This window comes from Pandoraea sp. PE-S2T-3 (assembly GCF_002179965.1).
Lineage (GTDB): Bacteria > Pseudomonadota > Gammaproteobacteria > Burkholderiales > Burkholderiaceae > Pandoraea.
This window is the reverse complement of sequence record NZ_NGUQ01000007.1, coordinates 463,922-488,120: the sequence shown is the minus strand read 5'-3', so window position 1 is coordinate 488,120 and position 24,199 is coordinate 463,922. Positions and strand designations below refer to the sequence as shown.

The following is a 24,199-nucleotide window of genomic DNA, read 5'->3' as shown; positions in this document are numbered from 1 at the left end:
CGCGCCTGCCAACTTTGAGCGTTTCGCGTTCGCGCAATGACAGGTAGTCTGCCAACACAAGCGACAACCCGCAATGGTTTCCCCCACAGGAACGACGACACGATGTCCCCGACCGATCTCCAGCAATACCTCTACGATCACATTCCGCTGTCGAAGGCGATGCAGGTGTCGGCAGACCGCGTGACAGCGGACGCCGTTGTGCTGCGCGCGCCGCTCGCCCCGAACATCAACCATCGCGAAACCATTTTCGGCGGCAGTGCCTCGGCCGTGGCGATTCTCGCCGCGTGGTCGTTGTTGCACACGCGACTGCGTGGCGAGGGCATCGAATGCCGTCTGGTCATTCAGCGCAACACGATGGAATACGAGTTGCCGATCTCGGGAGAATTCACGGCGACATCTGCACTGGAACACCCTGATCAATGGTCGAAATTCCTGCGTGTGTTCTCGCGCATGGGCAAGGCACGTGTCTCTGTCGTATCGACGCTGGAATACGACGGACAGCGCGTCGGACACCTCGTCGGCGAATTCGTCGCGCTCAGTCCGGCGACTTCATAAGCCGCCAGAACGTCGTGCGGCTGATGCCGAGTGCGCGGGCCGCCGCCGCACGATTGCCACCGGCCGCCTGCAAGGCCGCTTGCGCCGTTTCGTAGGTGACAGTTTCACGCTGGGACATGACTTCCGCATGGTCGGGCGACGGCGTGCGCATCGCGCCAGCCGTGTTCAATCGGAGCAACTCGGGGAAGACTTCTTGCAGTGATGCTGCGTGTGCCGAGAGATCGTGATCGAGATAGATCGCAGCACGTGCAAGCAGGTTCTCCAGTTCGCGCACATTGCCGGGCCAGTCGTAGCTCTCAAAGAGCGGCGCCAGCACCGAGAGAATTTGCCCGGTGGCGCGGTCGTTCAATCCGTATTGCGCCGTGCTTCGCGTGAGTAACGTTTCGGCAAGCAGCGCAATGTCCGCTCGACGCTCTCGCAAGGCGGGCAATTCGATCTGCAACAGATTCAACCGGAAATAGAGGTCTGCACGAAAGCGGCCCTGTGCCACGAGCTCGTGCAGATTGCGGTGCGTGGCGGCGATCACGCGCACGTCGATGGGCACCGGCCGGCCCGAGCCCAGCCGCATGACTTCGCGTTCCTGCAACACGCGCAACAGGCGGCTCTGCAACGCGGCGGGCATCTCGCCGATTTCGTCCAGAAAGATCGTGCCGGTGTGCGCGATTTCGAACAGCCCCGCCTTGCCGCCACGCCGTGCACCCGTGAACGCACCTTCGTCGTGGCCGAACAATTCGCTTTCGATCAATCCTTCCGGCAGCGCCGCGCAGTTGAACGCCACGAACGGGTTGCCGCGACGTGCGCTCGCGTTGTGAATGCCTTGCGCGACCAACTCCTTGCCTGTTCCACTCTCGCCGGTCAGCAACACCGTCGCGTCATGGGCTGCACCCGCGCGTGCGAGACGCCGCACCTTGGCGATCAACGGCGAATCGCCAACCAACTCATCGAGTTCGTGTTTCGCGACCAGATGACGTGGGCGTTGCGTCGTTCGCAGCGACCGGTCGATGCGCTGCGCCATCTGCGCGTCCTGCACCGTGACCACGGCACCCGAGCGCAACCCGTGTTCCGAGATCGGCACACAGCTCACGATGAACGCGCGACCGTCGATGTGTTCGAGACGTTCTTCGATGGCAACACCATTGGCGGATAACTCGCGCAGCATCGGCCCGAGCTTGCGCGTGAGTTCGAATTGCCGCGCGCCTTGCGTCGCAACGCGCTCCGCCTCGATGCCGAGCAGCGCGAACATCGCCGGGTTGACGGCTTCCAATTGCCCGTTGTCGTCGAAGGCGGCCACGCCGTCACGCATGTGCGCGACGATCGTGTTCAACCGCATGCGCTTCGACTCTTTCTCGCGGCTCACGCGGGCGAGTTCGACCGATCGCTCGAAAGCTTCTTCCACTGCGCCGAGCGAATAGAGAAACACGTGCTCAAGCCCGGCCTCCTGCGCGAAGTCGCAGGCCATGCCCGGGCCGATGATGACCTTGCAGCCCTCGGCAGCGAGTGTGTCGACGACGTGATGGACCTCGTCAATGGACCGATACGCACGCTGGTGCAACTGAATCTTCAACAACTCACCCAGATCGTCCAGCTCCCGCGAAACGGCTTCGTGCAGCACGAGACCCACCGGCTGATCGGGCCACGTCGTGGTGGCGCGCGTGATCGCGCTGAGCACGTCGAAGCCGTTGACCTTCACCGTCACCACCGGCACCGACAGGTTCTCGCGCAGATAGGCGCCGTTCGAGCCGGCGGCCAGCACCACGTCCACTGCACCCGATTCCACATACGACTGCAATGCCGTGACGGCGGCGCCGTAACCCTCGCGTACCGAGTAGAAGCGGGCGCGGTCGGTGTAACGCGGCGCGACGGTTTCGCACAGGGTCTGCAAGCGGCTGATGCTCACCAACGCGATGCCGGGACGGCGGGCGCGAGGATCGGCGTGGGGATGGGGTGACGAGGGGAGCGCCGTGTGGCGCGACGGCTCAGGGCCGGTGAAGCGGGGGGGCATGACGTTGTCTCCGTGCGGCTTGTGAAACGTTTCGTTCAGTGTTTCAGATGTTTCATGAAACGTTTCAAATTTTGTCTGGGCATTCTGCCACATCCGTAGAAAACATACCGTGCACCGTAAGTGACTGATTTGGCGAGGGTTGGCGACGCATTCTCAAGTCGCATGGGGGCTGGCACGCGGCTTGCGAAATGTCTTTCCAATCCATCCATTCAATCATTCCGGAGACACTTCCATGACCACCGCGACTGCCCAACGCCGCGCCGATTTCCGCCGTAAGGTCGAAGCCCGTCAGGGGCTGCTCGTGCCGGGCGCCTTCAACGCGCTGTCGGCGCGTGTGATCGAAGATGCCGGTTTTGAGGCGCTCTATCTCACGGGCGCCGGCGTGACCAACATGTCGCTCGGCCTGCCCGACCTCGCTTTCGTGGGGCTGGCTGAAATGGCCGAGCACACCGCCCGCGTGCGCGACGCCGTCTCGCTGCCGATCATCGTCGACGCCGATACCGGCTTCGGCAATGCACTCAACGTGCGACACACGGTGCGCGTGCTCGAGCGCAGCGGAGCCGACGCCATTCAGTTTGAAGATCAGGTGCTGCCCAAGAAATGCGGCCACTTCAACGGCAAGGCCGTGATCGGTGCCGACGAGATGGTTGGCAAGATCCGTGCGGCGGTCGATGCGCGCGAAGACGGCAATCTGCAAATCATTGCGCGTACCGACGCCGCTGCGGTCGAGGGCATGGAAGCCGCGATCGAGCGCGGCCGCCGTTTCATCGAAGCGGGCGCGGACATTCTCTTCATCGAAGCGACCGAGACGCTGGCCGACATCGAGCGTCTGCCGGCGCTGTTCGATCGCCCGCAACTGATCAACATCGTGATCGGCGGCAAGACGCCGACCCAATCGCAGCCGCGTCTGGCCGAACTGGGCTACGGCATCGTCCTTTACGCCAACGCCGCGCTGCAAAGCGCGGTCCTCGGCATGCAGAAGGCGCTCGGCACCTTGCGCGACAGCGGACGTCTGGACGAAGACCCTACGCTGGTCGTGCCGTTTGCCGAACGTCAGCGACTGGTCAACAAGCCGTTCTACGACGCGCTCGACAAGCAATACGGCACCAGCAACTGAAGCCGCACCGCATCACGGCGACGCTGCCCCCTTCCCCCTGTGGCGTCGCTGGTTTTTCCAGCCATACAAAAAAAGTAACTAAGTAATTAAGTCACGGAGACAGATTTTGACGCCCCCCTCGGATTCATTCGCCGCTCGTCCTTCCACCGCACCGACCCCCGTCACCGCCACGCCGGCACGCGCACCGGTCAAGATCGGTTCCATCGTCGGCGGCCTCGCGGGCAACCTGATCGAGTGGTACGACTTTCTGGCGTACAGCATTTTCTCGATCTACTTTGCGAAAGCGTTTTTTCCGGGCGACAACCCGACCGTCCAATTGATGAACACCGCTGCCATCGCGGCAGTGGGCTACGTGGCACGTCCGCTGGGCAGCTGGCTGATCGGGCTGTATGCCGACCGGCGCGGCCGCAAGTCGGCACTCACCGGCTCGGTGCTCGCGATGAGCGTCGGCTCACTGATGATTGCGCTCACACCGGGCTACGCGACGATCGGCATCTTCGCGCCAATCGTGCTGATCGCCGCCCGACTGCTGCAAGGGCTGTCGATGGGCGGCGAGTACGGCACGAGTGCCACCTATCTGAGCGAAGTGGCACCGGAGCATCGCAAGGGCTTCTATCTCGGCTTCCTGCAAGTGAGCGTGGTCGCGGGGCAACTCGTCGCGCTTGGGCTGATGCTGCTGATGCAGCGTGTGCTGCTCACGGCGGAGCAGATCGAACATTGGGGCTGGCGCATTCCGTTCGTGATCGGCGGCGTGCTGGCGATGTTCGCGCTGTACATGCGCCGCAACGTGACGGAGAGCGAGGCGTTCGTGCATAGCGCGAAGCATCGCGAGGCCTCGGTCACGCGCGAGGTGCTGCAACACTGGCGGCAGATTCTGCTGGCCATCGGCATCACGATCGGCGGCACCGTGGCGTTCTACACGTTCACGGTGTACATGCAGAAGTTTCTGGTGAACTCGGTCGGCCTGTCGAAAGAGTCGTCGACGTTTGTCTCAACCATCGCGCTGCTGCTCTACATGCCGCTGCAACCGCTGTTCGGGCTGCTCTCGGACATCGTCGGCCGCCGTCCGGTGCTGATCATCTTCGGCGTGAGCACGACGCTCTTCTCCGTGCCGCTCTTCACGGCGCTGAGCCACACGAAAGACCCGCTGATTGCCTTTGCGCTGTCGTTTGCCGGACTCGTGATGCTCTCGGGCTTCACGTCGGTGCACATGCTGGCGAAGACGGAGTTGTTCCCGCCGCGCATTCGCGCGTTGGCGGTGGGTTTCCCGTATGCGCTCACGACGGCAATTCTTGGCGGCACGACGGAATTCGTCGCGTTGCGCTTCAAGGCAAGCGGTCATGAATCGTATTTCTACTGGTACGTCACGATCTGTGCCGCGATCTCGCTGATCGTCTACCTGAAGATGCCCGAAACGCGCGGTCGCAAATTCGACTGACGCACGTTGTGCCGGATTCACTCGTCAGTTGAATTGACTTTGCGCTGACGGCTCGATACGATTGAGTCCAATTTCGAACGCCCTCCCGGTCCGCCGGGGGGGCGTTTCTTTTTGGTTTCCGGCGTTCGTCATTGGCGAATCCCCGCTTGAGCGGCGCCGGAAGATATGACCTCCAAAAGGAAACTTCGAAATGAATCTCACCTCCTCCGCATCGAGTGCATCGACTGCCTCGACAGCGCCCCGACTGGGCTTCACGCAGTTCGGCACCGGCCCGGAGCCCGTGCTGGTCTTGCACGACTGGCTGGGCGACCACACCAACTATGACGCCGTGCTGCCGTACCTCGACGGCAACGCCTTCACCTATGCGTTCGTCGATCTGCGCGGTTATGGGCGGTCGATGCACCTGACGGGTGACTATTCGATTGATGAAATTGCCCGGGATTGCCTCGGCGTGGCGGACGCACTCGGCTGGCCCCGGTTTCACGTGCTGGGCCATTCGATGACCGGCATGGCGACGCAGCGCCTCGCCGTCAACGTGCCCGAGCGCATCAAGAGCGCGGTCGCCGTGTGTCCGATCTCCGCAGCGGGAAACCGGTTGCCGCCAGAGGCCGCCGCATTCTTCGCGTCGACGTGCGAAAGCGATGATGCCTTCCGGCGTCTGGTCAAGTTCGTGACGGGGGGATTGTCGGATGTTTGGGCGGACCGAAAGCTACGCCAGAACCGCGAGGGCGTGGCGTCGGCGTGCCGCCCTCGTTATCTCGACATGATGACGGCCACAAACTTCGTCGACGATGTGAAGGGGCTTGAGACACCGTTTCTGGTGGTCGTGGGCGAAAAGGATCCGGGGCTGGGGGCCGAGGCGATGCAAGCGACGTTCCTCGCATGGCATCCGAATGCGCAGTTGGCATCGATACCGAATTGCGGCCACTACCCGATGCAGGAATGCCCGCCGTACTTCGCGTTGCTGGTGGAGAACTTTCTGAGACAGCACGCAGGCTGATCGGACTTCGGGGGGAGACAGACGGGGGGGGTCGAAACTACTGGTGCCCAGGGCGGGACTCGAACCCGCATGCCTTTCGGCGCTACCCCCTCAAGATAGTGCGTCTACCAATTTCGCCACCTGGGCAGGGGAGCGCGATTGTAACGGGAAAATTTATTTTTGTGAATGCCTGACGCCACAGAAGTCGCGTTTTCGACGGCGGTGCGGGCAGAGTCAATCGATCGCTCGATACGCGGGGGGTGACCCGCGACAGCGTCACACCCGACATCGGTCAACCAGCGTTTTCCTGCGGTTCCTCAAAGGATTTTTCACAACGAGCGTGCGCATATTCACAGTGTGACGTGACGCTACGCAACTGACATTCATTGTGTGCCAAATTGAATTCCGCCTGCGACAGACGTTTTCTTTTAGCGGGCCTATTGGTAATCACTTGGAGATAATGCGATGAATGAATTAAGCAGCATCGATCTGGTAACCACCGCAGTGAACCTCAGGAAGCTGTCGGGCATCCTTGGCGTAAATATCAATGTTGACGCTGACGGAAAGAATTTAGAGGCGTTGGGGCCGCAGGCGCTCAGGCAGTTAGGGGATACCATTGCCGGACTGAGTAAGGTAGAGGATTACGATCCTCAATTTTGTTTGGTCATCGGAAAAATGAAACAAATTGAGACGCTGACTAGTGATCTGAATCGATTTTTTTTCTCACAAAAAAATCAAGATGATTCGGAAGACAACAAAGAGAAGTTTCTGAAAGATGTTCGATCGGATATTGAAGAATTCGGAAGCTCAGGAAAGCCTGAATTTCGTGTGATTAGCTATGAAGGACGTCGTGGTTATGAGGGAACAGTCACCTACGCTTTCAGCTACAAATCCGGCGAGCCGTCCTTAAGCGCGAGAAGCTTCGCCGTGGACCCCACGGGGAACCCGAGCGCTGGGACGTTCAGCGACGACGAAATAAGGAGTTTCAAGAACTTTGTGGATTTCAAAAACTACCTGCTCAAGGACTCCGATGAGCCGGTAGTTTCTCCGTTGCTTCGGGCCGTAAATCTTCTCAGTGAACTCTCCAAGAATGTCGATAGAAAAATATCAACCGTCGGAGATGGGAGTGAGTTGAGGCAATTGGGTGGAAGCGCGATCCGGAAGTTGAATGAAACGCTCGAATGCCTCAAGGGAATTGATCGTTATGGAAAAAATTTCAAAGAACTTTATGCAAATACAATCAATGTTCGCGGATTAATTTCAAACATCAATGGCATGCATAAAGCTACTGGTGAAGATCGGGAAAAGGCAATACAAGCTGCTAAATCACTCATCGAAAGAATGAGCCCCAACACGTTCCTTGGTGGGAAAAGTTTCAGAATTGACGATGACAGCGGCTACACCGTAGCGCGCATCTATGCCTACAAACGGGATGGTGACGTGTTCCTGGGCGCCAACGCGCAACGGTTTCGCGACGGCAAATGGTCTGAGGTGAAGCGTTATTCCGAAGCTCAGATTCTCGCGTTGGGCAGCCCGGCGGCATTCGGAAAAATGGCGCTTGAAGGCCCGTTTAGTTTCGATCGGCCGCAACCGTTCGCTGGTTTGAGCGACGCACGCATAGCGATTGCCGGAGACGTGCTGCCACCCGTTCGCACCCACGGTGACGATGATCGATCGAAGCCTCAGGCCCGGCTAAACGATTTTGATCTGAGCGCCAACCCGTCTACCTCGTTGCCATCCATCGGGCAGTCCAGACTCGGACAACTCGTGCAGTCGCTGACTAGCTTCGGCGCGCAGCAGAACGGCATCGACCGCGCCACGGCTCGCATCCTGCCCCTCCCAATGGCAACGCTATCGCTGGCAACGCCCAACTAACGCGGTCGTCTTGCATTCACTTGCCAATCGCACCTGAGGGTCGGCAAGTGAGCAACGGATCCGTCGAGATATTCACGCGGCACGGCTCGACAACATCCTCGCGTCATTCTTGACGCAATCAAGATATCGGCACGGCGCCCCTTCCCGATCGAAGGAGTGAATTCCCATCGATCTCCCGGGGATTCGTCACATCGTGATAGCGGTGAATCCAAGGGCCTGATGACCTCCCGTAGGGTAGCCGGACTCATCGGGACATGTCATGCCTCGCCGAATCGTCATGGGGATCGACGCGTGTCAATGAGCGACGACGTGGTCGGGGCACTCGCCGTATCCGGTGTGACACGACCGCGATGACTGCATTCCGCTTCGTTAGCCCCCAACGCCATGCCATCGCCATGAACCGCGCATTCCTGCTGCCTCTCGTAACGACGTTCTACCTGATTTCGCCTGTGGCGAGCGCGTTCGATCTACTCGACGCCGTGCGTGCCGCACGCGAATACAACGCAGGCTTCGCCGCCGCACGCGCCGACCTCGCCGCCAGCGGCGAGCAGTTCGACCAAGGGCTGGCGCAGATCCTGCCTCGCGTCGAACTCGAAGGCCGGTTCGACAGGGAACGCGACAGCGCCTTGCATGGCAAGGAGATCCGCAACCAGACCCTCGACATCGAACTTCGTCAGCCGCTGTTCGACACGGGCCGCTTCGCGGGCTTTCAAAAGGGCCGCGAACTCACCGCACTCGGCGTGAGTACGTTCGCCGGCAGCGAGCAGCAACTGATGCTCGAGTGCGCGCGCGCGTTCTTCGACATTCTCGTGGCGCGTGACAAAGATGCCGCCGCCAAAGCGAGTCGCGACGCGCTCGACGTACAGCTTGCGAACGTCACGGAAGAGGTGGGACTCGGTCTCTCGGCCAAGCTCGATCAGGACGAGGCGCAAGCCGCCTACGACGAAGCGCAGGCCAACGCGCTCGTGGCGGAGAACGAGTGGGAACTCGCAAAACACGCATTCGAGCGCCTGACCGGCCTCAACCCGAATGCCATCTCGGCCCACTTTGGTGAGCGCTTTGCTCAGGCGGGTGCGCTTGCGTCACTGGACGCCTATGTGCAAACCGCCGATACCGACAGCAATGAACTGCGACAGAAGTCGCTCGAGCTCGACGTTGCCAGAACCCATATCGACGAAGCCACGGGCCGTTTCCTGCCGGTCGTCGAACTCTTCGCTCGTCACCGCACCACCGACAGCACGCCGACCTATGCCGAGACGGCCCGTTCTCGACGCGACAACGTCATCGGGGTAAGCGTGACGATCCCGCTGTTTGCCGGTGGCATGCACGCGTCTCAAGTGCGCGAAGCACGCTACAAAGCCGATGGCGCACAGGCAAGACTCGATGACACCCGTATCAAGGTGCGCGAGAGCGTGATCAAGGCCTTTCTCGGTGTGAACAGCGGCGTGCAGCAAGTGCGCGCGCGTTTGGCGCAACGGCTGTCTACACAAAACAAGGTGGGTGCCACGCGACTCGGACGTGACGTCGGCCTGCGCACCAATCTCGATCTTCTGCGGGCAGAGAAAGAGCACTTCGAAGCGCGCACCGGTCTTGCGGAAGCATTCCACGCGTACTACATGTCGCGCTTGCTGCTTGCTTATGCCACCGGTCATCTCGACGACAGCGTGCTCGGTGACCTCAACACGACGCTGATGACACAGGGAGCCTGACCCCACATGCAAACGCATTCCGAACCACAGACCGTCAATGCCGACGCAACCGCCCGTGACAGTGCCGTCGAGAGTGTCGTCATTCTGCTGAGCTTTTTCCGTCTGCCCGCCAATGCCGCGCAGCTTCACCGGGAACTGGCGGGCGACGACGTCAATGCCGCGCAACTGGTGCGCCTGCTGCGCCGTCTCGGCTTGAAATCGCGGCAGGTGACGGTTCTGCCAACACGTCTCGAGAAGACACCGCTGCCCGCGATTGCCGTCATGAGAGACGGCACTTTCATGTTGTTGGGCAAGATCGCGGAGGGCTTGGCGGTGGTGCAGGACAGTTGCAGCGGACAGGTGCTCGCGCTGCCGCTCGCCGAATTCGAAGCGCGGGCTACCGGTGAGCTGGTTCTCGCCACGCAGCGCGCCGCCATACTGGGTGCGGGCGGCAAGTTCGACATCGCGTGGTTCTTGCCGGCCTTCATGAAATACAAACGGCTGATCGGCGAGGTGCTGCTGATCTCGCTGTTTCTGCAACTGTTCGCGCTCATCTCGCCGTTGTTCTTTCAGGTGGTGATGGACAAGGTGCTCGTGCATCAGAGCATGAGCACACTCAAGGTGTTGGTGATCGGGTTGGTGACGGTCTCGGTGTTCGAAGTGGTGATGGGTGGATTACGCACGTACGTTTTCTCGCACACCGCCAATCGCATCGACGTGGAGTTGGGCGCCAAGTTGTTCCGTCATCTGCTAGCGTTACCGATCGCTTATTTTCAGTCGCGCCGCACCGGCGAGACGGTCGCCCGCATCCGTGAGCTCGACAGCATCCGCGAATTCATTACGAGCTCTGCGCTCACGTTGGTGATGGACTTGCTGTTCACGGTGGTGTTTCTCGTCATCATGTGGTTCTACAGTCCGTGGCTCACGATGATCGTGGTGATCTCGCTGCCGGGTTACGCGCTGATCGCCGTGGTCGTCACCCCCATCCTGCGCGCACGTGTTGAAGAGAAATTTCGGCGCGGTGCCGAGTCGCAGTCATTTCTGGTGGAGTCGGTGAGCGGCATTGAAACGCTCAAATCGATGTCGGTCCAACCGCAGGCGCAAAGCCGCTGGGAGACATTGCTTGCGGCGTACGTGCGGGCGAGTTTTCGTACCGCCAATCTCGGCAATATCGCGGGTCAGATGGTGCAACTGGTCTCGAAGCTGTGCGGCGCCACACTGCTGTATCTCGGCGCCATGAAAGTTATTGGCGGCGAGTTGACCGTGGGCCAGCTGGTGGCGTTCAACATGTTCTCCAATCACGTCACTGCGCCCGTACTGCGCCTCTCGCAACTCTGGAACGACTTCCAGCAGGCGCGCATTTCGGTGGATCGTCTGGGCGACATTCTGAACAGCCCTACCGAGCCGGGATACAACCCCGGGCGGGCGATGATGGCATCGATCCAGGGCGATGTGACGTTCGACGGCGTGACGTTCCGCTATCGGCCCGACAAGCCCGAAGTGCTGCACGGCATCACGCTGGCCATCCGGTCTGGGCAAACCGTCGGCATCGTCGGCCCGTCGGGGTCTGGAAAAAGCACACTGACCAAACTCGTGCAGCGTCTTTATGTGCCCTCGGCGGGGCGCGTGGTGATCGACGGCGTCGATCTCGCGATGGTCGACACACACTGGTTGCGCACACAGATCGGCGTGGTGCTTCAGGAGAATCTGCTGTTCAACCGCTCCGTGCGCGAGAACATCGCCATGGCCGATCCTGCCATGCCGATGGAGCGCGTGATCGATGCGGCGAAGCTTGCCGGCGCCCATGAATTCATTCTCGGGATGTCGCACGGTTATGACACATCGATCGAAGAACGTGGCGTGAATCTGTCGGGCGGCCAGCGCCAGCGCATTGCCATCGCGCGCGCACTGGTAACGAATCCGCGCATCTTGATTCTCGACGAGGCCACCAGCGCGCTCGACTACGAATCGGAGAGCATCATTCAGCAGAACATGCGCGCGATCTGTGCGGGCCGCACGGTGTTGATCATTGCCCACCGGTTATCGACTGTGCGCAACGCCGATCGCATCATCACCATCGAAGCGGGAAACGTGGTCGAAGACGGCACGCATGACGAATTGGTCGCGCGAGGGGGCCGTTATGCGCGCTTGTGCAGAATTCAGGCCGGAGAGATTGCAGCATGACGTCCCGGCAACATGTGACGATGGGGTGGAAATGGTTGACGGCTCGCTGGCAGAGGGTCCCGTCGCACGAGCGTGAATTCTTGCCCGCCGAACTTGAGATTCTCGAAACCCCTGCGTCTCCCGCTGGCCGCATGGTGGCGATGCTGATCATGGCGCTCTTCTTCGTCGCGTTGGTCTGGTCGATCGTTGGGCGCGTCGACATGAACGCCGTCGCGCAGGGCAAGGTAGTGCCGGTGGGCGGTACCCAGTCGATCCAGCCGTTCGAGATCGGCATCGTGCGCAAGATCCTGGTCGACGATGGCCAACAGGTCAAAAAAGGCGACCTGCTGGTCGTGCTCGACAGTGTGGAGGAGCACGCCGATCTGATGCAACTCGAGCGGCAACTGACCACGGCGCAACTCGATGCCGGGCAAGTGCAGGATTTCCTCGCCACGTTGGACGGGCACGCCGGCGCGCCGGCCTGGGACACGGGGACGGGCAGTGCCATACAGGTGGAGCGCGCGCGCAGCCTGCTGGCATCACATCAGGCTATCTTCCGCGCCAAGGTCGCCTCGGTGGCCGCGCAGCGCGCCGAGGACGACGCGATGCTGGCAGCCAGCGCGAGCGAAATCGAGCGGCTGAAGGTGCGGCGCGATGTGTTGGCGAACAAAGAGAGCGCGCTCAAGACATTGCTCGAACACAACGGTGTGGCGCGTCTGAAATGGCTCGAGGCGCAGCAGGAACTCGCCGAGAACGACCAGACCCTGAACGCCGAGCGTCAACGCAGCCGGCAGCATCGTGCAACGCTGGCTCGACTGGCGGAAGATCTGAATCAGGCGCGTGCCGAATTTCGTCGTGAGGCGCTGACCGAACTGACGAAAGCCAACGATCAGATGCGTGAGGCGCAACTGAGCATCGATCGATATCGACAACGTGAGCAGTACCGGTTTTTGCGGGCGCCCGTAGACGGTACTGTTCAGCAACGCGCCATTCACACGGTCGGCGGCGTGGTGCAACCGGCGCAGACTTTAATGATCGTGGTGCCCCACGATGTGCCGTTGGCGGTAGAGGCCAAGGTGCTCAATCAGGACGCCGGCTTCGTTAAAGCGGGGCAGGCCGTCACGCTGAAGATCGAGGCGTATTCGTACACCAAGTACGGCACGCTCGCCGGCACGGTGGAGCACGTCTCTCAAGACGCTGTCAATGACGAGAAACTCGGGCCGGTGTACATGGCGCGCATTCGCCTGCCTCGTGAATCGGTGAGCCAGAACGGACACGTGTTGCACATTCAGACGGGCATGGCCGTGACGGTGGAAATCAAGACGGATGAGCGCCGCGTGATCGACTATCTGCTTTCGCCGATCAAGGAGGTCACGTCGGAGTCGTTCGGGGAGCGATAGAGACCGGTCTCCGGCCAGCAGGCGATAAAGGCGGCTGGGCAGCCGAGGCCACCGACGTGGCGGGTCGAACAGTCCATGACCCGCCGCGTCGGCGTATGACGGTGTTGCGGTGCTCAGGCAGCCAATCGCTGCGGTGCCGCACTGCCGACGCGCGACAGCGCCGGTGCTTGCGCCACGCGCGGCTCATCGCGCAGACGGAAGAGCGCTACCGTCTCGGCAAGCATGCGCGCCTGCTCGCTGAGCATCGCCGAGGCCGCTGCCGATTCTTCCACCAGCGCGGCGTTCTGCTGCGTAGCCTGATCCATCTCCGACACCGAGCGGTCGATCTGGCTGATGCCGGTGCTCTGCTCGGTCATGGCACCGTGGATCTCGCTCACCAAACGCTGCACGCGCGTGATGCCGTTCACGATCTCGCTCATCGTGTTGCCGGCCGCCTGCACGCGCTCGGTGCCGCTCTTCACGTTCTGCACTGAAGTTTCGATCAGCGCCTTGATTTCCTGCGCGGCGGCGGCACTGCGTTGTGCCAGCGTGCGCACTTCTCCAGCCACCACCGCAAAGCCCCGGCCCTGCTCGCCCGCACGGGCGGCTTCCACGGCGGCGTTCAGCGCGAGGATGTTCGTCTGGAACGCGATGCCGTCGATCACGCCGATGATTTCCGTAATGCGCTGCGACGATTGCGTGATCGCGCCCATCGTCGTCACGGCGTCGGTCACCACCTGACCGCCGCGTGCCGCCGCGGCGCTGGCGTCGTTGGCGAGACGCGTGGCGTGCTCGGCGGTGTCGGCCGTCTGCTTCACGCTGGACGTGAGTTCCGTCAATGCGGACGACGTTTCCTGCAACGATCCGGCCGATTGCTCGGTGCGTTGCGAAAGATCGCGGTTGCCCATTTCGATTTCGCTCGTGGCAGATGTCATCGAGGCAACACCGGAGCGCACGTCGAGCATCACGGAACTGATCTTGTCGACGAACGCGTTGAACGATTTCGAGATCTGCGCGACTTCATCATGACCTTCCACGTTCAGGCGTTGCGTCATGTCGCCGTCGCCCGAGCCGATGGTGTCCATCGCGTCGCGCACGATCGACAGGCGCTTGAACGCGCGCGACGTGAAGAGCGATGCAATGACCAGCGCGATCAACGTGAGCACGACCAGCGTGATGACGGTGGCGCCCAGCACGTGGGTCAGACCGGCGGTGGCTTCGGCACGATCGAGCGCGACAACCAGATACCAGTCGGTGCCGGGAATGCGCTTGGCCTTGAGCAGCTTCGGGGCGCCGGAGAGCGTCATTTCCACCGGCTTGGCATCGTCGCCGGCCATACCGGCGAGCGAGTCGGCGGTGAGCGTGGCGGCCACGTCGGTCGACGGCTTGAGCGAGAACTTGCTGTCCGGGTGCGCGATTACCTGACCGTCGCTCGCGACCACCAGCGCCAGGCTGGCGGGGGTGGGGTGTACGGCCTTGATGATGTCCTGCACCCCCGTGAGTGCCACGGCACCGCTCACGACACCGGTGATCTGCCCGTCGCGCAAAATCGGCGTGGTGAAGGCGACATACGGGATGCCGGTCGACGAATCGCCGTACGGCTTGGTGACCACCAGCTTGCCGGCGGCCACGGCGCTCTTGTACCAAGGGCGTGCGGTCGGGTCGTAATCGGGCTGTGTGACGGCGGTGGAGAAGAACGTCTTGTCCGACCAGCCGACGCTGGTGATCGGGAAATCGTTGGTCTTGCCAAGCAGCTTGACGAGGCCGGCGGGGTCGCCCTTTTCCACGACTTGCGCGGTGGCGTTCACGGCGGTCGCCTTATCGGTGGACCAGCGCTCGATGGTGCTCGCGTTGCCGTTAGCCACGGCCGCGAGGGTGTGAGCGATGCTCGACATCATGCTGTCACGCACGATCACATAGGTCGTGATGCCAGACAGAATCAGGGCACCGACCACCGTCAGGCAGGTGATCAGCAGAATCCGGGTTCGCAACGAAGTGACTTTCATAAGCTGCCGTCGATTGGCCCGCGCGCGAGCCGTTGAGAGAGGGGAACCGCCGCGACGGGCACTGGCCCTCGCTGACGCACTCAAACACTACTGGTCTACTCTCTCGGCTTACGGCGCAATCCGGTGACAACTTTAATGAACGCAGGTCAATGCGCGTCAGACCGGGCTCAACCGGGGCTGACGAAGCTTTCCGATGCTTACATCGGCGGCACCTTGCGGTACTTCTCGGCACCGCGACGGTGCATGCCTATGCCGCCGGTCGAATGGCTCGCCACCACAGCGGCATCATGACGAGACTGACCAGGGCGGCCAACGCGAGCGCCGCGCGCAGGCCCGCCTCAAAAGGGTGCAATGCCGCCAGCAGCGAGCCGAAGGTCGCGACACCCAGTGCTGCGCCCGCCTGACGCGCCGTATTGAGCACCGCCGCGGCGACGCCGGCGCGGGCCGCAGGGACCGTTTCCAATGCGGGTGCGGTTGCGATAGGCGAAACAACGCCCGACGCCAGACCGATCGCCAGCATTGGCAGGATCGCAAAGCCATAGGGCATGTCGCTCGTCACGAACCCCAACCCAAGCGCTCCCGCCGCGTAACCGCCAAAGGCCGCGATCATCGGCCGGACCGGGCCGAACCGCGCGGCGATTCGCCCGGCCAACAGACTGCCCGCCGCCACCATGACGGTCATCGGCAGTAGCGCCACACCGGTTTGCAGTGGCGAATAACTGCGCGCCTGTTGAAAGTGCAGGCTGACGACAAACAGCAGGCCGTAGAAGACGAAGGCTGAGGCCATCGACGCGCACGTCGAACCCGAGAAGACGCCATGGCGGAACAACCCCAGCGGCAACATCGGATGCGCGTGTACCGTTTCGATGCGCAGGAGCGCGGCCCACGCGAGGCACGTCACGACAGCACCACTGACAATGACGGGGGACGTCCAGCCAAGGGTGTGTCCTTCGATCAACACGCCGACCAGCGTGCCGAGTGCCGCGATGCCGCAGGCGAGCCCCAGCAGGTCGACAGGCGCGCGCTGACCGGACGTGGCAGTGCCCCGGTCTTCCGCGATGCGCCACGCCAGCACCATGCCGGCGAGGCAGATCGGGACATTCACGAAGAAGACACTGCGCCAGTCAAACCAATGGATCAACGCGCCGCCTACGAGAGGGCCGGCGGCCATCGCAATGCCACCGAGACCGACCCATCGTCCGATGGCACGTGCCCGGGCCTGTGGGTCAGGGGTCGCGTCGCGAATGAGCTTGAGCGAGCACGGCACCAGCAGCGCTGCGCCGATGCCTTGCACCGCGCGTGCGGCAATCAGCATGTCAGTCGATCCCGCCAGCGCACATGCGAGCGACGCGAGCATGAAGAGCCCGAGCCCCGCGAGATAAACCCGTCGCGCACCCCATCGGTCACCCAGCGTGCCGCCCGTGAGCAGCAGGCTGGCGAACATCAGCGTGTAGGCGTTGACCACCCATTGGAGCCCTGCCATCCGCACGTCGAACGCGACGCTCAACCGTTCAAGCGCAACGTTGACGATGGACGTGTCGAGCAAGACCACGACATAGCTGATGCAGGTCGCTGCCAATACCCGGCGGCGCGCGGTGTTGGAGGCGTCGTCGGCGTCGTGGGTGTTAACGATGTCGGGGGCGAGAACGGATGTGGCGTGTTCGATGCCGACACTGTCGGTGAGAGGCAACTCGCGATGCGCGCGCATGACCGGCGTTCCAGTGAGGATGATGGCCGGAGTCTACGGGCGCGCGAGCGCGGGATGTTTCTACGCGTCGTGAAGTGTCGACGTCACTCACGCGGTGTCTTGCTACGGGGTTTGTCGTCACCGGCTACGCGGGCGTCGCTGCGCCCGGCGCACTCAGCGCGGCTTCGCTGCTTCGGATGCGGTGAAGTCGGCGAAGCTAACCGTTCTTGCGCCACACGCTTCGGTGAGCTCGGGATCGTGACTGGAGAAGAACACGCAGCGATCCTTGCCAAGCGTGGTGAGCAGGTCGATCAACACCGCACGCGCAGCGGCGTCGAGGCCGTTGCCCGGCTCGTCGGCGACGATCACACGCGGGGCGCCGAGCAGCGTGGCACTGAGAAAGAACTTGCGACGCGTGCCCAGCGACATTTGCTCGAAGCGCTTTTCCATATGCGGGGCGAGCCCGAAGCGGCTGGCCAGATCGAGCACGCTGTCATCGACGCTCACCTTCTTTTCGGACGCCACCATGTCGAGGAACGCGCGTCCGGTCTGAAACGGGTAGGCGAGACAGTCGTCCGGGACGTAAGCCAATGAGGATTTGGCGGCGAGCGGTGCGTCGCGCAGCGAGTGACCGTCGAGCCAGACGTCGCCCGTATCGGCATCGATCGTCCCGGCGAGAATGCCGAGCAACGTCGACTTGCCGCTGCCGTTTTCGTCGCTCAGTGCGACGCATCCGGCGCCGGCGCGAAAGTGCATATCTTCGAAAAGCGTACGGCTGCCGAAGCGTTTGGTGAGATGTTCGAAGCGAAGCATGGAGGAGTCGGTGAGCAGATCAGGGAACAATGCAGTGCCACGCGACGGCGACCCAGAGCGCGGCGAGTGTGGCGCCGAGCAGTACCGATTGCCGTGGGACGTAGCGTTGCGGGAGTCGTAGCAAGGCAACCAGCGGCGCGCCACTGACGATGACGATCCATGCTTGAACGATGGAGATGGCGCCGTTGATCGTCAGGTACGCCGGGCCGAGTGCAGCGAATGGCAACGCGAGCACGGCGATGGTCGTGATGTCGGCGACCGTCTGCGTGAATCGTCTGCGAGGCAGCGAATTCATGAAGTGCGCTGCGCGCTGATGGGCGGCGCTCAACTCGCGATAGTGCATCGCCGCCACCAGCACGATGATCGCCTGCGAGATCAATACCAGCGGCAGTCCACGCTTGTCGAATTCCCACAGTGCGGTGAGATAAACGGTGAGACCGACGGTCGAACCCATCAATAGGCAGCGGCCAAACACGGCGCTGGCGTGATGACGCAGGATGCCGATTTGCAGTCGCGCGATGGGAGGTAGCCAACCCTGCGAGCCTTCGCGCAGTGCATTGACTGAAACCACCGGCAGCCTGCGATGCGCGCTTTGCACGGGCGACGTGCGCGCGAGCGCCCACACGGCGATCAGCAGCGCACCGGTCAGCCCCGCATAGGCGGAGGCGCCCGTGAAGCGCAATCCCGCGATCAGCAGAAGATTGGCGGCGAACAGCGGCCACACGGATTGCCACTTGCGATGCAAGACCGCCAACTGCGCCGCCAGTGTGATGAGCGTCAGATCGAATACATACAGGTAATGCGTGCCGGGATGCGTCGCGAGGGCGACGACGGCCGCCACAACACTGAGCAGCAGCGGCGTGCTGGCCAGTGCCAATACCGCGAGATCGACACCGCGCTCGCGCCAGCCGGGGATCGGCAACGACCGGAAGAACGCCGCGAACTTGCCACCCCCAATCGCCCGGCGCTGCGCCAGTACCCACAGCATGCCGATGCCTTCGAGCGCATGAATCCACAGAAACTGCCACTCGATGCCGCGTGCCGGTGAGAGCGTGGCCAGTACCGGCGCGCCGAGAATGCGCGCTTGCGCGAAAACGGGCATCGACGGCAGCAGTAGCATGGTCACGAGACACAGCGCCTGCCAGTGTCTGAGCAACACTCTCGACGTTTCGTGGGCGTACCAGCGCAATCGAAGGATCAGCATGACAAGCGACGCGCGGCCGTGGGGATGCAGGTCATTTCAGATAGGTCTTGATGACGTGCAGCATCGGGGCCATTTCGGTCTCCCGCTGCGCCTGATCGGGTTCGTTGACCAGATGGTCGACGAGGTGGCCTTCGATGACGGCCGCCATCAGCCCGTTGACCGCGCCGCGAATGGCCGCGATCTGTTGCAGGATTTCGACACAGTCGCCCTCCTGATCCAGTTGGCGCTCAAGCGCCTGCGCCTGCCCTTGGATGCGGCGAACCCGTGCCAACAGCTTGTTCTTGTCTCGAATCGTATGCACGTCTGACCGCGCTCCTGTAGATGCCGGGAAATCCGTGAAAAAAATGCTAACACAAATATACTGGTGGGGAGTATATTGGCGGCAGTCGCGAGTGACCGTTACGGGCCACTTTCCGACCCGTTTCGTCGAATAGCGACCGCGCTGTTCGATCTTCCCCGTCTGTTCGCGAGCTGTCTCATGACTGAATTCTCGACCCTTCTTCAGCAAGGCAATGCCTGGCTGTTCATTCCGAGCGCGATCCTGCTGGGCGCGCTGCACGGGCTCGAGCCCGGGCATTCCAAAACGATGATGGCGGCGTTTATCGTCGCGATTCGCGGCACGGTCGGGCAGGCAGTGCTGCTCGGGTTGTCGGCGACGGTGTCGCATACCGCCGTGGTGTGGGTGGTGGCGATGGCCGGCTTGTACTTCGGACGCGGCTGGGATGCCAACGCGTCAGAGCCGTATTTCCAGTTGGCGTCGGCGGTACTGATCGTGCTGATTGCGTGCTGGATGCTGTGGCGCACGTGGCGCGATAACGCTCGGGCCCGCGCGCACGATGCTGGCCACGATCACGATCACGATCACGATCACGATCACGCGCATCCGCACCCGCACGGCCATGAACATGACCATTCGCACGATCACGATCACGGCCATGCGCCGGGGCACGTTCACACCGGGCATGTGCAGCATCAGAATCTGAGTTCCGTCGCCCACACCTATGCCCATGCGCAGCCCGCACAAGCGCGCGCAGTGTCGAGTATGGCGACGGCGGAATATCAGGATGCCCACGAGCGGGCCCACGCCCGGGACATCGAGAAGCGCTTTGGCGATCGCAACGTCACGACGGGGCAGATCGTGATGTTCGGTGTGACGGGCGGTCTCGTGCCGTGTCCCGCGTCGATTACGGTGTTGCTGCTGTGCCTTCAACTCAAGCGCTTCGTACTGGGTGCCGGGCTCGTACTGTGTTTCAGCATCGGGCTGGCCCTCACGATGGTCGTCTCCGGGGTGTTGGCGGCGCTGAGCGTGCGGCACGTATCGCGACGCTGGAGCGGGTTCGGTGAATTCGCGAGAAAAGCGCCGTATTTCTCGGGCGCGCTGATTATTCTGGTCGGCCTGTACGTCGGCTATCAGGGCGCGTCGCACCTCTGGTTCAACGGCTGAGCCGGGAATTCCTCTGCGTCGATTAGTGCAGTCGGCAAACAAATCCTGTGCGGCGGGGCAGCTGTTCGACGCCCTGCCGCGTCCCTAGACTGGGAGCCTCGATTGTTTCCGATAGAGGATTCCGCACATGACGCACCTTCTGCTTCGCACGCTCAAACTGGCCGCGTTGGGCCTTTCTCTCGGTGCCGCGACCGCTGGCGCGGCACACGCGTCTGATACCCCTGCGCATCCGACTATCCGCGCGATGCTCGGCGCGACGCCGGTGGACCATCTTGATCCGAAGCGCACGGCGCTCCTCGTGATCGATTTCCAGAACGAGTATTTCACCGGCCGCATGCCGATTCCCGACGGTGCCCGCGCGATGGAAAACGCCAAGCAACTCATCGCGTTTGCCGACGAAGCGAAAATTCCTGTCTTCCAGATTCAGCATGTCGCCCCTGCTGGCGCCGCTGTTTTTGCAAATGACGGTGCAACGGTCGCGTTCGTGCCGGGAATGGCGCCGCGTGCACACGACACGGTATTGCAGAAGACGACGGTCAGTGTGTTTGCCAGCACCGATCTCGACAAACGGCTCAAGGCGCAGGGCATCGACACGATCCTGATCGCGGGGCTGATGACGCACGCGTGCGTGGCCGGCGCCGCACGGGATGCCGTGCCGTTGGGCTATACCGTCGTGGTAGCATCGGACGCCACCGCCACCCGGGACATCGCGCGCGCCGACGGCTCGCAAGTATCGAGCGACGTGTTGCACCGCGCGGCGCTCGCCGAAATCGAAGACACCTTCGGCGATGTGATGACCACCGACGGCATCCGCCGTCTGCCGCTGCGTTGATGGCGGCCCCGTTCCCGATCTGACCTGCACACGACGTCCGCCATGGATCAACTGCTGGCAATGCGCATCTTCTGCACCATCGTCGACGCCAAGGGGTTTTCGGCGGCGGCGGAGGTGCTCGGCATGTCGCATTCCAGCGTGTCGCGGCAGTTGAAGCAGACCGAGGCGGCGTTGGGCGTGCAACTGCTCAATCGCACCACGCGGGGTTTCACGCTGACCAGTGCCGGGGAGCGCTATCACCGGCATTGCCTCGATATCTTGTCGCGCGTCGATGCCATGACGCATGCCATGTCGGGCGAGCGAGAACAGGTGAGCGGTGCGTTGCGTGTGACGGTGCCGTTAGCCATCGGCACGTTGGAGTTGGCCGATTGGCTGCCGGCCTTTGAATCGCAATATCCCGATATCGCGTTGACGCTGTCATGCAGCGACCAGTTCGTCGATCTCGTTGCCGAGCGCTTCGATGTTGCATTGCGCATCAGCGCTGCGCCATTGGCCGATAGCAGTCTGATGGCGAAATTGCTGACGACATCGGATACCGTTCTCGTCGCCTCACCAGCGTATCTCGCCCAACATGGTTTGCCGTCGGTGCCCGCCGATCTGGTGAACCATCGACGGCTCGCGTCCGTGCGGCCGGGGCAAGTGGCGGAGTGGTCGATCACCGACGCTGCGGGCGAGCCGCATCGTGTGCCGGTTGCGGGTGGATTCACCAGTGACGCGATTCCTGCGCTGTTTTCTGCGGCGCTCGCCGGTGCGGGCATCGCCGCATTCACCGAGCGTACGGTGCGAACCGAACTCGCCCGGGGCACGCTTGTCCGGGTGCTGCCGCAGTACCGCATGGGGGCGCATCACTACTACGCGCTGTATCCGCGTACGCGCCACGTCAACCCGCGAGCGCGGGCGTTCATCGACTTCATGGCGGTGCATTACGGCCGCCGGTAACGAGACATCGCCACCACGCCGAACGGCCGTTCAGCAGAAGATATCGACCGTTTGTGCGAGGAATTTGGCCACCGGGGCGAGCCGTGCTGCTGCCGAACCCACTGCCACCAATCCGTCCAAGAGAGCCATCCAGGGCATATCGACCTCCGCTATTCGGTTTCATCGGTCTCGCGTTTCGCGAGTTGATTCAACGATACCGGGCGGGCCGTTCCGTGCAAACTGAGACAAATCACAGTGACGGCCGGCTATGCCAGAATTGACGCCTCTGCCAGCCCGGCACCGCTTGCGCGAGGTGGCGGTGTTTTCGCCAGAATCGACATTCGCGACTGCCTGATCGACCGGATGAGCGCAGCGCGCATTCTGACCTGCGAAACAAGCGCTATCGCGCTATGCTTCGCGCGGCGGCAATACCTGCCGTCACCGCTTTGAGCCCATCACCGGAGTTTTCGCATGACGTTGACCGAGCTGCTTGTCCCCACGTTGTCGCAGATGCTGCGCGCGTTGTCTAATTGGCTGGATAAGGCCGCAGAATACGAACGCTCGGCGGGCAAAGACCCCAACGCGTTGATGACGTTGCGTCTCGCCCCCGACATGTATCCGCTCGCCGCCCAAGTGCGCTTCGTGAGCTATCAGGCGATGGAGCCGGCCTATCGGCTGCGCGGAGAAGCCGTGGCCGAGGCGGCGCTCGATGTGCAGCGCGAAGGCTGGAACGCCAACCAGAAGCCGGGCACGTTCGATGACGCGAAGGCTTGCCTTGCCCGCTCACTCGCGTTTCTCGACGCCCTGCCCCCGGGCGCACTGGACGCCGGCCAAGACCTCACCGTGTCGCTCGCGCTGCCGAACGGCGTCGTGTTCGACATGACCGGCGATCAATACGCGCGCGACTGGCTGCTCGCCCAGTTCTACTTCCATATCAATACGGCTTACGGCATCTTGCGTCACCACGGCGTCGAACTCGGCAAAGCCGACTACGTGCCGCATGTGCTGGCTTATCTGCGCCCGGGCACGGCACCGCAGGCATAAGCCATTAGCATCGCCCACGACCCCCTCACGCCACGCGCGCCTCACCGCCTATTACTCTCCGATAAGAAACGGCGGCCCGAAGCGCGTGGCGATGTGTTCGGTCGACTCGAACAGCTCACGCAGCACCTGACTCGTGCACGTGGGCTGCACATACAGATAGAACGCCACATCGGGTAGCCGGGGCAGCCCGTCCGCCTCCGAGAGCACGCGCATATTGGCGTCGAGGAGTTCGGTGGTGCGCGCGGTGATGCCCAGCCCTGCACTGATCGCGGCCTTGATGCCCGTAAGCGTGGGCGAATGGAAGCTGGTTCGCCACGCAATACCGGCCGCATTGAGCCGTTCGATGGATAACCGCCGGAACAGGCTCAATTCGTCCGCCATGACGAGCGGCACCGGCTCGGCGGCATTGAAGATGAAGTCGTCCGCACAGATCCAGACCATCGGCGACGTGCGCAGCTTGATGCCCGGAAACCCTTCGTCATAGCGCGTCGAGATCGCCAGATCGAGCTCCTTGTCGCGCAACGCGTCCATCAGGTGCGGGCTGCGCCCGACGATGATCTCGAGTTGCAACTCACCGGACAGCTTCGACAACCGGCGCAGCATACTCGGCAGTATCGAGTCGGCCACATCGTGCGGCGAGCCGATGCGCAGCTTCTCCGCGGGTCCGCGCGTGTGCATGACCTGCACGGCCTGATCGTTGAGCGCGAGAATCTTGTTGGCATACGCCACCAGCCGCACACCATCGGCGGTCATCGTCTTCTGACGGCCCTGCTTCTCGAACAGCGGGCAGCCCATTTCCTGCTCCAGCCGCTGCATCTGCTGCGTGATCGCCGACTGGGTGCGGCCCACGCGCGTGGCCGCTGCCGCAAAGGTTTCGTGCTGGGCAATCGCGACGAAAGTGCGCAGTAGATCGATATCCAGATTTCGCATGAGGTTCCGTGCCGATACTTCAGAGTTGCTAATGTATCCGGGATAAAAATTAAATTGTTCTTGCAGATTTTGGTCGATAACCTGCGTAACACTCAAGCAATATTTATGTGACCGAGGGCAGATCA

At 62.3% G+C, this 24,199-nt stretch carries 19 protein-coding genes and 1 tRNA gene; 12 read left to right on the top strand and 8 right to left on the bottom strand.

All coding sequences use genetic code 11. From position 1 onward, the window contains the following. Positions 1 to 102 precede the first annotated feature (102 nt). On the top strand, positions 103 to 555 hold the full coding sequence (locus CDV46_RS04220) for a YiiD C-terminal domain-containing protein (protein ID WP_087721877.1): 453 nt from the start codon (positions 103 to 105) through the stop codon (positions 553 to 555). On the opposite strand, the gene prpR is transcribed toward CDV46_RS04220, so the two are convergent. Then, the gene (gene prpR, locus CDV46_RS04215; RefSeq protein ID WP_087722024.1) at positions 536 to 2,557 is read right to left on the bottom strand and encodes a propionate catabolism operon regulatory protein PrpR; all 2,022 of its coding nucleotides are present in this window, start codon (positions 2,555 to 2,557) and stop codon (positions 536 to 538) included. The genes CDV46_RS04220 and prpR overlap by 20 nt on opposite strands. 232 nt (positions 2,558 to 2,789) lie before the next feature. On the opposite strand from prpR, the gene CDV46_RS04210 reads away from it, so the two are divergent. The 3 genes from CDV46_RS04210 (at position 2,790) to CDV46_RS04200 (ending at position 6,112) form a co-directional block, all read left to right on the top strand. Beyond that, positions 2,790 to 3,674: an isocitrate lyase/PEP mutase family protein gene (locus tag CDV46_RS04210; protein ID WP_087721876.1), complete on the top strand. Its 885-nt coding sequence runs from the start codon at positions 2,790 to 2,792 to the stop codon at positions 3,672 to 3,674. Between the two features lie 103 nt (positions 3,675 to 3,777). After that, a complete protein-coding gene (locus tag CDV46_RS04205) occupies positions 3,778 to 5,112 on the top strand; it encodes an MFS transporter (protein WP_441339305.1) in 1,335 nt (444 codons plus the stop codon). A 190-nt stretch (positions 5,113 to 5,302) separates the two neighbouring features. Continuing rightward, positions 5,303 to 6,112, top strand: coding sequence for an alpha/beta fold hydrolase (locus CDV46_RS04200; RefSeq protein WP_087690591.1), 810 nt, complete (start codon positions 5,303 to 5,305; stop codon positions 6,110 to 6,112). Between the two features lie 41 nt (positions 6,113 to 6,153). Here CDV46_RS04200 and CDV46_RS04195 read toward each other — a convergent pair. Then, positions 6,154 to 6,238, bottom strand: a tRNA-Leu gene (locus CDV46_RS04195). A 318-nt stretch (positions 6,239 to 6,556) separates the two neighbouring features. Here CDV46_RS04195 and CDV46_RS04190 point away from each other — a divergent pair. The 4 genes from CDV46_RS04190 to CDV46_RS04175 all read left to right on the top strand — a co-directional run bounded on the left by CDV46_RS04190 (position 6,557) and on the right by CDV46_RS04175 (position 13,217). Then, entirely contained in the window at positions 6,557 to 7,966 is a 1,410-nt protein-coding gene (locus CDV46_RS04190; protein WP_087721874.1) for a hypothetical protein, read from the top strand. A gap of 395 nt (positions 7,967 to 8,361) precedes the next feature. Continuing rightward, on the top strand, positions 8,362 to 9,675 hold the full coding sequence (locus tag CDV46_RS04185) for a TolC family outer membrane protein (RefSeq protein WP_176399002.1): 1,314 nt from the start codon (positions 8,362 to 8,364) through the stop codon (positions 9,673 to 9,675). Between the two features lie 6 nt (positions 9,676 to 9,681). Beyond that, on the top strand, positions 9,682 to 11,838 hold the full coding sequence (locus CDV46_RS04180; RefSeq protein WP_087690585.1) for a type I secretion system permease/ATPase: 2,157 nt from the start codon (positions 9,682 to 9,684) through the stop codon (positions 11,836 to 11,838). Beyond that, positions 11,835 to 13,217: an HlyD family type I secretion periplasmic adaptor subunit gene (locus CDV46_RS04175; RefSeq protein WP_087721872.1), complete on the top strand. Its 1,383-nt coding sequence runs from the start codon at positions 11,835 to 11,837 to the stop codon at positions 13,215 to 13,217. Before CDV46_RS04180 ends, CDV46_RS04175 begins: the two co-directional genes overlap by 4 nt. Before the next feature lie 113 nt (positions 13,218 to 13,330). Here the strand turns inward: CDV46_RS04175 and CDV46_RS04170 are convergent, their stop codons facing one another. The 5 genes from CDV46_RS04170 to CDV46_RS04150 form a co-directional block, all read right to left on the bottom strand. Next, complete coding sequence (locus tag CDV46_RS04170; RefSeq protein WP_087721871.1) at positions 13,331 to 15,202, bottom strand: methyl-accepting chemotaxis protein; 1,872 nt, start codon at positions 15,200 to 15,202, stop codon at positions 13,331 to 13,333. 247 nt (positions 15,203 to 15,449) lie between these two features. Further along, positions 15,450 to 16,910 carry an MFS transporter gene (locus CDV46_RS04165; protein WP_087721870.1) on the bottom strand — a complete coding sequence of 487 codons (1,461 nt, stop codon included), beginning with the start codon at positions 16,908 to 16,910 and terminating at the stop codon, positions 15,450 to 15,452. Positions 16,911 to 17,063: 153 nt separating this feature from the next. Beyond that, positions 17,064 to 17,702: an ABC transporter ATP-binding protein gene (locus CDV46_RS04160; protein WP_087721869.1), complete on the bottom strand. Its 639-nt coding sequence runs from the start codon at positions 17,700 to 17,702 to the stop codon at positions 17,064 to 17,066. A 19-nt stretch (positions 17,703 to 17,721) separates the two neighbouring features. Continuing rightward, complete coding sequence (locus tag CDV46_RS04155) at positions 17,722 to 18,906, bottom strand: hypothetical protein (RefSeq protein WP_087721868.1); 1,185 nt, start codon at positions 18,904 to 18,906, stop codon at positions 17,722 to 17,724. 31 nt (positions 18,907 to 18,937) lie between these two features. Continuing rightward, complete coding sequence (locus CDV46_RS04150) at positions 18,938 to 19,207, bottom strand: metal/formaldehyde-sensitive transcriptional repressor (protein ID WP_058376673.1); 270 nt, start codon at positions 19,205 to 19,207, stop codon at positions 18,938 to 18,940. Positions 19,208 to 19,384: 177 nt separating this feature from the next. Here CDV46_RS04150 and CDV46_RS04145 point away from each other — a divergent pair, with 177 nt between their 5' ends. The 4 genes from CDV46_RS04145 to CDV46_RS04130 all read left to right on the top strand — a co-directional run bounded on the left by CDV46_RS04145 (position 19,385) and on the right by CDV46_RS04130 (position 23,144). After that, positions 19,385 to 20,350: a nickel/cobalt efflux protein RcnA gene (locus tag CDV46_RS04145; protein WP_087721867.1), complete on the top strand. Its 966-nt coding sequence runs from the start codon at positions 19,385 to 19,387 to the stop codon at positions 20,348 to 20,350. A 127-nt stretch (positions 20,351 to 20,477) separates the two neighbouring features. Further along, positions 20,478 to 21,182 (top strand): cysteine hydrolase family protein, encoded by a 705-nt coding sequence (locus tag CDV46_RS04140; protein ID WP_087721866.1) that lies wholly within the window; start codon positions 20,478 to 20,480, stop codon positions 21,180 to 21,182. A gap of 42 nt (positions 21,183 to 21,224) precedes the next feature. Continuing rightward, positions 21,225 to 22,121: a LysR family transcriptional regulator gene (locus CDV46_RS04135; RefSeq protein ID WP_087721865.1), complete on the top strand. Its 897-nt coding sequence runs from the start codon at positions 21,225 to 21,227 to the stop codon at positions 22,119 to 22,121. Between the two features lie 450 nt (positions 22,122 to 22,571). After that, positions 22,572 to 23,144: a DUF1993 domain-containing protein gene (locus CDV46_RS04130; RefSeq protein ID WP_087690570.1), complete on the top strand. Its 573-nt coding sequence runs from the start codon at positions 22,572 to 22,574 to the stop codon at positions 23,142 to 23,144. A gap of 51 nt (positions 23,145 to 23,195) precedes the next feature. Here CDV46_RS04130 and CDV46_RS04125 read toward each other — a convergent pair whose 3' ends face one another. After that, a complete protein-coding gene (locus tag CDV46_RS04125; protein WP_087690569.1) occupies positions 23,196 to 24,074 on the bottom strand; it encodes a LysR substrate-binding domain-containing protein in 879 nt (292 codons plus the stop codon). Positions 24,075 to 24,199 lie beyond the last annotated feature (125 nt).